This window comes from Bradyrhizobium sp., from assembly GCF_049586575.1.
Lineage (GTDB): Bacteria > Pseudomonadota > Alphaproteobacteria > Rhizobiales > Xanthobacteraceae > Bradyrhizobium.
The window spans coordinates 1-11,811 of sequence record NZ_JBAVCF010000366.1 but is presented as its reverse complement, the minus strand read 5'-3'; the positions used below and the strand labels follow the sequence as shown (position 1 = coordinate 11,811).

The 11,811-nt window shown below is 62.3% G+C and carries 6 protein-coding genes and 1 pseudogene; 3 read left to right on the top strand and 4 right to left on the bottom strand.

The features are described from left to right. Positions 1-835: pseudogene (locus tag WB528_RS14170) on the bottom strand (hypothetical protein); the annotation flags it as partial. 391 nt (positions 836-1,226) lie between these two features. Here WB528_RS14170 and WB528_RS14165 point away from each other — a divergent pair. After that, positions 1,227-1,898 carry a peroxiredoxin gene (locus WB528_RS14165; RefSeq protein WP_423889041.1) on the top strand — a complete coding sequence of 224 codons (672 nt, stop codon included), beginning with the start codon at positions 1,227-1,229 and terminating at the stop codon, positions 1,896-1,898. Between the two features lie 103 nt (positions 1,899-2,001). After that, positions 2,002-3,345: a M23 family metallopeptidase gene (locus WB528_RS14160; protein ID WP_423889040.1), complete on the top strand. Its 1,344-nt coding sequence runs from the start codon at positions 2,002-2,004 to the stop codon at positions 3,343-3,345. 10 nt (positions 3,346-3,355) lie between these two features. Here the strand turns inward: WB528_RS14160 and prfB are convergent. The 3 genes from prfB to WB528_RS14145 all read right to left on the bottom strand — a co-directional run bounded on the left by prfB (position 3,356) and on the right by WB528_RS14145 (position 8,689). After that, positions 3,356-4,487 (bottom strand): peptide chain release factor 2 gene (prfB, locus tag WB528_RS14155; protein WP_423889039.1). Its coding sequence is split into 2 segments (ribosomal slippage): positions 3,356-4,417 and positions 4,419-4,487, totalling 1,131 coding nucleotides; the frame shifts between segments, so codons are not numbered across the junction. A 95-nt stretch (positions 4,488-4,582) separates the two neighbouring features. Then, positions 4,583-7,078: a penicillin-binding protein 1A gene (locus WB528_RS14150; RefSeq protein ID WP_423889038.1), complete on the bottom strand. Its 2,496-nt coding sequence runs from the start codon at positions 7,076-7,078 to the stop codon at positions 4,583-4,585. A gap of 291 nt (positions 7,079-7,369) precedes the next feature. Further along, positions 7,370-8,689: an N-acetylmuramoyl-L-alanine amidase gene (locus tag WB528_RS14145; RefSeq protein WP_423889037.1), complete on the bottom strand. Its 1,320-nt coding sequence runs from the start codon at positions 8,687-8,689 to the stop codon at positions 7,370-7,372. Positions 8,690-9,456: 767 nt separating this feature from the next. Here WB528_RS14145 and WB528_RS14140 point away from each other — a divergent pair. Further along, a partial coding sequence (locus tag WB528_RS14140) for an Rne/Rng family ribonuclease (RefSeq protein ID WP_423889036.1) occupies positions 9,457-11,811 on the top strand: 2,355 nt, incomplete at its 3' end.

The window sequence follows — 11,811 nt, the reverse complement described above, 5'->3', positions numbered from 1 at the left end:
CGATCTCGTTGAGATTCTGCCCGTCAAGCCCGGTCAGACTCAGGCTGTCGAGCCAGTCGAGGCCTGCAAGCAGTCCCGCCTGTGCACTGTCGGCGGCCGGCGGGGCAGCGGCAGGCTGGCTTGGCTGAGGCGAAGCCGATCCGTTCGGCGCGGCCGGACGCGGAAACGTCGGCGGCAACCCCGCTTCCTTTTTTGAGGCGACGCCGGTGGCGAGCGGCCGCGCATTGTCGCCGGTCGACACGGTGACATAGCCGTCGGGGGTGATGCGCACGCTGAGTTCGGCATCCACCAGGTTCAGGCTTTCGGCACGCAGCCGCCCCATCAACAGCGCCATGCCCGAAAGTCGCACCTCGGCCTTCGGCGCGCTCGCAACGACCGCGTGATCGCGATCTCGCACGATGATGTCGCGGATACGCACCGCAATCCGGATTCGACCCGCCCGCTCGATCTGCGTGCCGCCGACCTCGACAGTGTTGCCGTGGCCGATATTGTCCTCGATCGCAGCGGCCAGCCACGGCGTCGCTATGTCGAGGTTGATTGGCCCGGCGCCCAGCCGCCACCACAGGCCGGCGAAGCAGCCGGCAAAAATCACAAACAAGGAGAGGACGACAATCGTGAGCCGCCAGAACCAGCGTTCGCCGGCGAGATAGCGCCTTACTGATCCCAGGCGATCGCCGAGCGCGTAAAAGCGGGCATTGGGTCGCGACAACAGCCGGCGCGCCCTGCGTCCGGCGGCCTCATCGTGCTCTTCCGCGTGCCAATCGGCACCGTCCCATTGGTGGTGCCGGGCATCAGCGGACAGGCTGGGATCCTGGGTCGGCTTATGTCTTGCCATTGCCTCTCGTTGCCGGCGCCGATGATGGACCAGGATGGACAACGGCGGCTTCCCGCGCCAGCATTGCTCCCCTCCTCATCCAGTGGATCCGATTTGATATCCGCTACCCATTTTCCCGAGGCTCCCAAGCGAATCTCAAATTCCGAACTCCACTAAAACCCATATTTGCAAATAGTCCCTTCGATTCCCGCATTTGCGAAAGCAACTACCCCTATCGCAAGCAGAGCGGCGGCCTCCGCTCGTCATCCCGGCAAAAAGCCACGCAGGCGGACGGGTGGCGCGTCAAAATCCTTTTGAGCATAATCCGAAGAGGCCAAACTGACCTGCCCGGTAACCGACCTGATCCAATACCTCAATGATTGATCCGCGGAAAGCGACGAAAGGAAGGCGTATGTCCAAGAAAACGCGTAAGAAATCCGGTACGGTCGCCGCCCGGAAAAAGACCGCCGCCAAGGCGCCGGCCAAGCGGCCAGCTTTGAAAACGGGACAGTCACCGGCAGCCAAATCAAGCAAGGGCGCAAAAAAGAGCAGCGCAGGCAGGCTTCCGCCCAACCTCTCAAAGACTTCGACCGCCGCCCAGTCGAATCGGAAGGCGGGATACGCGCCCGCCGAAGGCGCGAAAGCGCCCGCCTTCCAGCTGCCTCGCGACGGGGGAACCACGGTTTCACTCAAGGATTATTCCGGCCGGAAACTCGTATTGTTTTTCTACCCGCGCGCCGACACACCCGGCTGCACCAAAGAGGCGATCGACTTCACACGGCTCTCGGACAGCTTCACCGCGGCGGGAACTGCCGTCGTCGGGGTGTCGGGCGATCCGCTCAAGGCGCAAGAAGCCTTCCGCAACAAACACCAGCTTTCGGTTCCTCTTGCGTCGGATGAAAAGCACGAAATGCTTGAGGCCTACGGCGCCTGGGGCGAAAAATCCATGTATGGCAGGAAGTTCGAAGGCGTGCTTCGCAGCACGGTTCTGATTGGAGCGGACGGCCGAATCATCAAGATCTGGCGGAACGTCAGGGTCGACGGACACGCCGACGAGGTGCTCGCCGCGGCTCGGTCGGTTTGAGCCGAGAGAGCCGTCATTCGCGAAAAATTAACCATGACCGGGTCAAATCTCACTCGCAATTTGCGCCGTACGGAACTCCCCTCCGACCGGCACGGGAGTGTCGATGTCGCATCGTTCCGGTCATCAGTCCGCGTACCGCCAGCCGCATGAACCGGGCCGGCACATCGCCCGCCAGCCGATCAGATCATCCGCCGCCAAGCCTGACGAGAACGGCTACACGCTGGTCCATGCCGGCAAGCAGGTCCGCTTCGGACCGGTCGCCTTCTGGATCGTGGTAGGCACGGTCACGGCGCTTGGAATGTGGTCAGCGGCCACCGCTACCTATTTCGCGTTTCGCGACGATGTCCTAACCCGGCTGATCGCGCGACAGGCGGACATGCAGTACGCCTACGAAGACCGGATCGCCGAACTTCGCGCCAAGGTCGATCGTGCCACCAGCCGGCAATTGCTGGATCAGGAACAATTCGACCAGAAGCTCGATCAAATCATGCGCCGGCAGACCGCGCTTGAATCGCGCGCGAGCGCCATCGGCGCCATCCCCGACATCACGGGATCGGTCAGGGCTCCGTCGCGCGGCGCTGCCGCGATCGAGCCGGCAGCCGCGGGCGTCCCGAAACCCTCCCCGATCAGCGATACTGCTGTGTTCGTCGCGCCGCCCGATCGCGAGGCACGCCTGGAATCCCGCGCGCCGATCCTCGTCAATGCGCCGGCAACCAAGGCAGCCAAGATCGAGGGCGTCGACAATGTGATCGTGCGCTTACAAAATTCTCTCGACCAGGTTGATCGACGGCAGCGTGCATCCCTTGCCTCACTTGAAGACAGTCTTGAATCGCGCGCGCGACGCATGCGTGGCGTCTTCACCGACCTCGGTCTAGACATCGGACAGCTCGAAGCTGCAACGCCTCGGGCAGGCATGGGCGGGCCCTACGTGCCGGTAAAGCTTTCAGCCGACGCCAGCGCCTTCGATCGCCAGCTTTATCGCATCCACATCAGCCGCGCCCAGGTCGAGCGCCTCAACCGAACGCTGGCGCTGGTGCCCTATCGAAAGCCCGTAGTCGGCGAGGTCGAGTTCACTTCCGGATTCGGAATCCGCACCGACCCCTTCCTCGGCCGCCCAGCGATGCATACCGGGCTCGACTTCCGCGCCTCGGCCGGCGATCCCGTGCGCGCCACCGCGAATGGAAAGGTAGCATCGGCGGGTTGGGCCGGCGGATATGGCCGGATGGTCGAGATCGACCACGGCAACGGCCTGTCGACCCGTTACGGGCATCTCTCCGAGATCAACGTGAAGGTGGGCGATGTCGTCAAGATCGGTCAGGTGATCGGCGCGGTGGGTTCAACCGGCCGCTCGACCGGACCGCATCTGCACTATGAAACCAGGATCGATGGCGAGGCCGTCGACCCGCAGAAATTCCTGCGCGCGGGTGTACGGCTCAGCGCCGGCTGAAAATCGAAAATTATTCGACATCCTCAACGGCGTCAGTGGCTGTGCCAAATGCGCGCTGTGCCAGCGTCGCCGCCATGAATTCGTCGAGGTCGCCGTCGAGCACCCCCGACGTGTCCGAGGTCTGCACACCGGTGCGAAGATCCTTGACCATCTGATAGGGCTGCAGGACGTAGGAACGAATCTGGTGGCCCCAGCCGATGTCGGTCTTGGCGGCCTGATCGGCGGCGGCCTGCTCCTCGCGCTTCTTCAACTCGATTTCGTATAGCCGCGCGCGCAGCATGTCCCACGCCTGCGCGCGGTTCTTGTGCTGCGACCGTCCGGCCTGACAGACCACCGCGACGCCGGTCGGAATATGCGTGAGTCGTACGGCGGACTCGGTCTTGTTGACGTGCTGACCGCCCGCTCCGCCGGAGCGCATGGTGTCGGTACGCACGTCGGATTCCTTGATGTCGATCTTGATGCTGTCGTCGATCACAGGAAAGATTTGCACCGAGGAAAACGAGGTGTGCCGCCGCGCGTTGGAGTCGAACGGCGATATCCGCACCAGGCGATGCACGCCAGCCTCGGTCTTCAACCAGCCGTAGGCGTTATGTCCGCTGATCTGGATGGTGGCCGACTTGATCCCGGCCTCTTCGCCTTGCTGCTCTTCCAGATACTCAATCTTGAAACCGTGTTTTTCGGCCCATCGGGTGTACATCCGCAGCAGCATCGAGGCCCAATCCTGGCTCTCGGTGCCGCCGGCCCCGGCATGCACTTCCAGATAGGAATCGAAGCGATCGGCCTCGCCCGAGAGCAGCGCTTCCAGTTCGCGGCGAGCGACTTCTTTCTTGAGAACCTTCAGCGCAGCTTCGGCCTCCGTCACGACGCCCGCATCGTTCTCGGCTTCGCCGAGCTCGATCATGCCGATATTGTCTTCAAGTTCGCGTTCAACCTTGCCGATGCCGGACAACGCATCCTCCAGCGAGGTGCGCTCCTGCATCAGCTTCTGTGCCTTCTGTGGATCGTTCCAGAGATTGGGGTCTTCGGCGAGCTTATTCAGCTCCGCCAGCCGCGCGGTGGATTGTTCGACGTCAAAGATGCCTCCTCAGCAGCCCGACTGACTGCTTGATCTCTTCGACGAGGCGTTCGACTTCGGCGCGCATGAATTTCTCTGATCTGTGGGAAGACGTGACACGACTTCCGCCCGATGTAGCGGCGGAAGTCGCAAAGCGCAATCACGCTCTATTTAATACAGTATCTAATATAGGCCGCCGGTGCCGGGACGGAACAAGCTTCGATCGGCTTCGGGGGGCGGCTGCTGACGACCGTCGGGATCACCGATGCCAATGGCGGCGTAGTAATTATCCGGCGGCGCGGTACCCGGCTTGAAGGCTTCAAGGATGGTCCGGCCGGTGTCACCGGGGCTGGCGCGCATGCCACTCTTGGCATCGACGCGGATCAGCTTGATCCCGGCCGGGACCTTGAAGGGAATTGCCGGCTTGTCGGCGAGCGCAAGCTTGAGGAAGTCGCGCGCGATTGGCGCGGCCAGATGACCGCCGGTCGCGGCGGCGCCTCTGCCGAGCGGGCGCGGCTTGTCGTAACCGAGATAGATGCCAACCACGATGTCCGGCGAGAAGCCGATGAACCAGGCGTCCTTTGCCTCGTTCGTGGTACCCGTCTTGCCGGCGATCGGCTTGCCGACCTCCTTGACGGCGATCGCCGTGCCGCCTTGCACCACGCCCTCCAACATCGAGGTCATCTGATAAGCGGTCATCGAATCCAGCACCTGCTCGCGGTGGTCGATCAGTTGCGGCTCCGGCTGGTTCTTCCAGCCCTCCGGCGCGTCACAGCCGCGGCATTCGCGCGTGTCGTGCTTGAAGATGGTGTGGCCGTAACGGTCCTGGATGCGGTCGATCAAGGTCGGCTTCACGCGACGGCCGCCATTGGCGATCATCGAGTAGGCCGTAACCATTCGCATCACGGTGGTTTCGCCGGCGCCGAGCGCATAGGAGAGATAGTTCGGCAATTCGTCATAGACACCAAAACGTCTCGCATATTCGCCGATCAGCGGCATGCCGATATCCTGGGCAAGACGCACGGTGACCGTGTTGAGCGATAGACGCAGCGCGTTACGCAGGGTCGTCGGACCGTTATACTTGCCCGACGAGAAATTCTCCGGCCGCCAGACCCCGGCACCCTGCCCCTGATCGATTTCGATCGGCGCATCGACCACCTGGGTCGACGGCGTATAGCCGTTGTCGAGCGCCGCCGAATACACGATCGGTTTGAACGAAGAACCTGGCTGCCGATAGGCCTGGGTCGCACGGTTGAACTGACTCTGGTCGAACGAGAAGCCGCCGACCATCGCGAGCACCCGCCCCGTCCACGGATCCATCACCACCATCGCACCGGACACCTCCGGCAGCTGGCGCAGGCGGTATTGACCTTCGACCGCGTTGCCATCCTTGAACAGCGGATCGGCATAGATCACGTCGCCAGGCGACAGCACCTGCGATACCGACGTCGGCGTCCTGCCTTTTGTCGGGCCCGCCGTGGCCTTGGCCCACCGGACGCCATCGAGTGTAATGATGCCGGTCTGCCGTTCCTTGCTCACGGCCCCGCCGAGTTCGTGGCCGGGCTGGAAACCGATCCGGGCCGACTGGTCGCTGGTCTCCAGCACCACCGCCATCCGCCACGGCGATATATCCGACAGCGATTTGACGTCGGCGAGTTTGACGCCCCAATCGCCGGAAATATCGAGCTTGCTGGAAGCGCCCCGCCAGCCCTGGGCCTCGTCGTAATTGACGATGCCGGCGGCCATGGTCTTGCGCGCCATCACCTGAATTTTCGGATCGAGCGTGGCGTGAACCGACAGGCCGCCTTCGTAAAGCTTCTTCTCGCCGTAACGCTCGAAAATGTCCCGGCGAACTTCCTCGGCGAAATATTCGCCGGCGAAGATATGCGCGGCGTTGGCGCGGTTGGTGACGATCAACGGATCCTTGCGGGCCTTGTCGGCATCGGCCTGCTTGATCCAGCCGTTTTCCAGCAGGCGATCGATCACGTAGTTGCGCCGTTCGATCGCGCGCTCGTGGTTACGTACCGGATGCAGCGCGGCTGGCGCCTTGGGCAGCGCGGCGAGATAGGCGGCCTCGGCGACTGTGAGTTCATTGACGGATTTGTCGAAATAGACGAGCGAGGCCGCGGCAATGCCATAGGCGCCAAGCCCGAGATAGATTTCGTTGAGATAGAGTTCGAGAATCTTGTCCTTCGAGTAGGTCCGCTCGATCCGCATCGCCAGCAAGGCTTCCTTGATCTTGCGGGTGAAGGAGACCTCATTGGTCAAGAGAAAGTTCTTGGCGACCTGCTGGGTGATGGTGGAGGCGCCCTGCGGCCGGCGGTTCGAACCAAAATTCTGCGCGTAAAGAATAGCCGCGCGCGCCATGCCGGAATAATCGATGCCGCCATGCTCGTAGAAATTCTTGTCCTCAGCGGCGAGGAAGGAGTTGATGACGAGCTTGGGCACTGCCTGAATAGGCAGATAGAGGCGGCGTTCCTTGGAATATTCGCCGAGCAACGCGCCGTCAGCCGCGTGAACGCGAGTCATTACCGGCGGCTCGTAGTCCTGAAGCTGGGAATAGTCGGGCAAATCCTTCGAGAAGTGCCAGATCAGCCCTGCGACGGCGGCCACGCCCACGAGGAACACGACGGTTCCCGCGGCGAACAAGAAACCCAAGAACCGCACCAGCAAGCGCATGATATAAATTCCGTTCAGTCCCCGCGCCGACATAGCCGGCGCCTTCGAGATTTCTTCCGCTACGGACTGCTCAGAGGCCGACGCCGGATATCGTCCATTATACGCCGCCGCGAGACGATTTGCGGGGATTCCATAGGTCTTGCGCCGGTTTATAGAGCGGTCGCTGTGGCCAAACTAGGGCTTCGCCCCTCCACCAGAGCTCCGATTCCGACAGTTCGCAGGGTGTCGCGGCAACTTACCGCAACACTGATAGGAACTTCAAATTCGCACGTGCTGCGGTTTACCTCAGCTTTAGTTCCCGTCCCCGGCCGTTGCCAGCCGCTTGGCAAAGAACGCGTCGATAGCATGCGCCACCGAGCCGACGGTACGGGCTCGCCAACTATCGGACACGAGGTGCTCAAGGTCGTCCTTGTTGGAGACATAGCCAAGCTCGACAAGAACCGACGGTACATCGGGCGCTTTGAGCACCCGGAATCCCGCCGACTTGAGCGGGTTCTTGTGCATCCTCGTTGTCGTTTTCATCTCCGTCATCAGCAGGTGCGCAAAACGGTTGGAGAAGGTTCGGGTTTCGCGCTGCGCGAGGTCGATGAGGATGTCGGCGACCTCGGTCGGCTCCTCCGTCAGGTTGACGCCGCCGATGGCATCGGCCTTGTTCTCCGCTTCGGCCAGCCTTTCGGCTTCGGCGTCGGACGCTCGGTCGGACAATGTATAGATCGTCGCGCCCTGGGCATCCCCCTCGCGGCGCGGCAGTGCATCGGCGTGGATAGACACAAACAGGGAAGCTGATTGGCTGCGCGCGATCTTGACGCGGTCGTCGAGCGGAATGAACGTGTCATCGGTACGTGTCATGACGACGCGGTATTTGCCGCTTTTTTCGATGCGGTCGCGCAGCGCCAGCGCAAAAGCCAGAACCAGTGTCTTTTCACTCGCGCCATTCCATTGCGTCCCATTGTCGGGGCCGCCATGACCGGCATCGATGACGATGACGGGACGATGATCGGGAGGCGACGGCGGCACGGCAGGCTCGTCCTGCTTTGCCGGCACGGTCGATACCGGAAGCGACGGCTCGCGGGCAGCCGCGATCGCGGGCCTTAGTTCAGGACGATTCTCGGGAGCCAGTTGCTGAACGAAGGTCGTGCGGTCAACCTCCTCCAGTTCGAGTACGAGCCGCGGCGGTTGGCCATTGGCAGCCTCAAGCATCGAAACGTTGGCAATCTTGGCGGGGCCTGTGAGGTCAAAGACGATCCGCGAACCGCCCGGCATCACGAGGCCATACCGGAAGGCCTTGATCAGTCCCCGTCCCGCAGTTCCAACTCCCTGCGGGAGATGAAAACTGACCTGCGGAATATCGAGCACGACGCGATAAGGGTCGGCCAAGGGAAAAGCGCGGACCGAGATCGTCTGGTCGAGGTCGAGAATGAAACGAGTCTGCTTGCCGTCGCCCGCCAAGCGAGCATCGGAAGCGACGGGGACGGGGAATCGATTGGAAACGGTGGTTTGCGGCGCCTGGCTCTCGGTCGCGGCGGCACTGCTTAGCGGCGGGCATGGATATGCTGCGGCGCACAACAACGCGAAACCCAGCAATACAACGTGATTTGCGCGGCCCGCCAACGAATCCGTGCCTCCGAGCGGCTCTTTTACCGCAATAGGACCGCAGGGTTAATCGCACCTTAAAGCTTACTCGCAGAAAAGAAGCCAGTGTTGCCTAGGTGCGGCGGATTAAACAGTCGTACCGGTATCTCGGTGAGCTCTCAATACGAATGTAGGAACCGGGACATCTGATCGATGCTTCCCTTGCAAGGGACGCTCAATCCACGTATGTAAATGATGCTGACGGCCAAATTTACGGTTGTGTCGCGTTCAACCTCTCGGTGCAGCGCAGGAACCTCCAAAGCAGGAGATTTCAGCGTCTTTCCGGCCCCTCCGCAGCCAGCGCAGCGCGCGGCTGACAGAAGCGGCGGTTTCAAGCCCGAGCGGGGTCCGCTCCCAGGTCACCAGCTTGTTCCAGGGACGGTATGAGATTCGACCTAGCCGGTTATCGGGCCCCATGGCCCGATATGCGATTGCGGCGTGCGCTTAGGCACCACGCCAGGCCTTCAGCGACCGAGACGCGGCTTCTTTGCCGCACCAAATTACTCAGACGGGCCGACGCTTAATGCGCCAGACTGTGTTGTTGCCGGAACTCCAGGGACAAATACCGCCGATGCGGGGCGCAAGCCACGCACGCCGTTGTCCGTCCCGGGAAACATGTTCGGCAAGGCGCTCCAGCTTGCGTTTCGGCCTTCCCCTCACCCCCGAATCAGGTGGACCGTCGCGTCACCCGGCCGTGCGATTTGCGCGCGCCGCCCTGCGCGCCCGTCGCCGTCAAGAGTTCCAAAATGCCCAACAAGATGCTTATCGATGCCACCCACCCGGAGGAGACCCGGGTCGTTGTGGTCCGCGGCAACCGCGTCGAAGAGTTTGATTTCGAGACCGCGCAACGCAAGCAACTGCGCGGCAATATTTATCTCGCCAAGGTCACGCGGGTCGAACCGTCGCTGCAAGCGGCCTTCATCGAATATGGCGGCAACCGCCATGGCTTCCTGGCCTTCAGCGAAATTCATCCCGACTATTACCAGATCCCGGTCGCCGATCGTCAGGCGCTGATCGAAGCCGACGAGCGCGCCCACCGCGAAGCGGAAGAAGAATCCGAAAATCGCTCCAGCCGCCGCCGCTCGCGCCACCGCAACTCGCGCCGGCGTGGCCATGGCGAACGGATCCAAAGCGAGGTCGTGGAGAATACAAGCCCGGATATGTCGGCTGAGCCGCAAGAGGCTCACGCTCACGCCGAAGAACACCACGATGACCATGTCCACGACGTCCATGATAGCGCGCATCATGATGAAGCGGCGCATCATCATGACCATGACGACCACGAGCATTCGCACGATCACGAACATGATCATCATGATCATGACGCGCATGCCGAGGGCGATCAGCATGATTCAGCCCACGTCACCGAAGCGCCAGCACCGGCAGCCGAGCCCGTAGAAGCCATTGCCGATATTTCGGGTGCGCTGCGCGAGGCTCCGGAGGAAGACGCACACGGGGAAGACGCGCACGAAGACCATAACGATGCCCAGGCCGGCCCGGACGAGGTGGCGGCCCAGAACGCCGCTCATGCCGGATATGCCAGCGAAGCCCAAGCCGCCTCATCCGACGAAGCGGATGCGACGGCCGATGGCGAAGAGTCTCACGAGGATGACGAAGGCGACGAGGCCGAGGAAGAGCTTGTCGAATCCGTCGGCGGCGACGACGTGCTGGAGGAAGTGCCGGAGCGGGCCTTCCGCCCGCGCCGCCAGTACAAGATCCAGGAAGTCATCAAGCGCCGCCAGGTCATGCTGGTGCAGGTCGTCAAGGAAGAGCGCGGCAGCAAGGGCGCGGCGCTGACCACTTATCTTTCGCTGGCCGGCCGCTACGCGGTCTTGATGCCGAATACCGCGCGCGGCGGCGGCATCAGCCGCAAGATCACGTCCGCACAGGACCGTTCGCGGCTGAAGGAAGTGGTCCAGGATCTCGACGTGCCCGAAGGCATGGGCATCATCCTGCGCACCGCCGGCGCTTCCCGCACCAAGCCGGAAATCAAGCGCGACTTCGAATACCTGATCCGGATGTGGGAGACGGTACGCGACATGACGCTGAAGTCGCAGGCGCCGACGCTGGTCTATGAAGAAGGCTCGCTGATCAAGCGCTCGCTGCGCGATCTCTACAACAAGGAAATCGACGAGATTCTGGTTGCGGGCGAAGCCGGTTATCATGAAGCGCGCGACTTCATGAAGATGCTGATGCCCTCCAACGTACGCGCGGTGAAACAATATCGCGACGGCCAGCCGCTGTTCTCGCGCATGGGCGTGGAAAGCCAGCTGGACGCGATGTTCTCGCCGACCGTGCAGTTGCGATCGGGCGGATACATCGTCATCAACCAGACCGAGGCGCTGGTCTCGATCGACGTCAACTCCGGCCGCTCGACGCGAGAGCACCATATCGAGGACACCGCGCTCAAGACCAATCTCGAAGCGGCGGAGGAAGTCGCGCGGCAACTCAGGTTGCGCGATCTTGCCGGGCTGATCGTGATCGACTTCATCGACATGGACGAGAAGCGCAACAACCGCTCGGTGGAACGCAAGCTCTCCGACTGCCTGCGCCAGGACCGCGCGCGAATTCAGGTCGGCCGCATCTCGCATTTCGGCTTGCTCGAAATGTCGCGCCAGCGCATCCGCGCCAGTGTGCTTGAAAGCTCCACCGAACCCTGCTCGCAATGCGGCGGCAGCGGACACGTCCGTTCGGTCTCCTCGGTCGCGCTGCAGCTGCTGCGCGGACTTGAGGAAGTCTTGATGAAGGGCGCGACCCACAATCTGGTGGTACGTACCCGGACCGACGTTGCGCTCTATGTTCTCAACCACAAGCGCGGCCATCTGCGCGACCTTGAAAACTCCTTCAAGGTCACGCTCGCCGTCATCGCCGATCCGACCGTGAGCGGGCAGCAGTCCTTCGTGATCGATCGCGGTGAACAGGTCCATACGCTGGAGGCCGCGAAGGCGCTTCTGGTGGCTCAGGCTGCGGCCTCGCCTTCGATCGTGGAAGAGGCGTTTGACGAGGACGAGCTGCTCGACGCGGAAGCTGAATCCGAAGTGGAGACCGAGGAGACCGAAGGACTTTCGGGCGAGGCTGCCGGTGGCGAAGCAGGTCCGGAG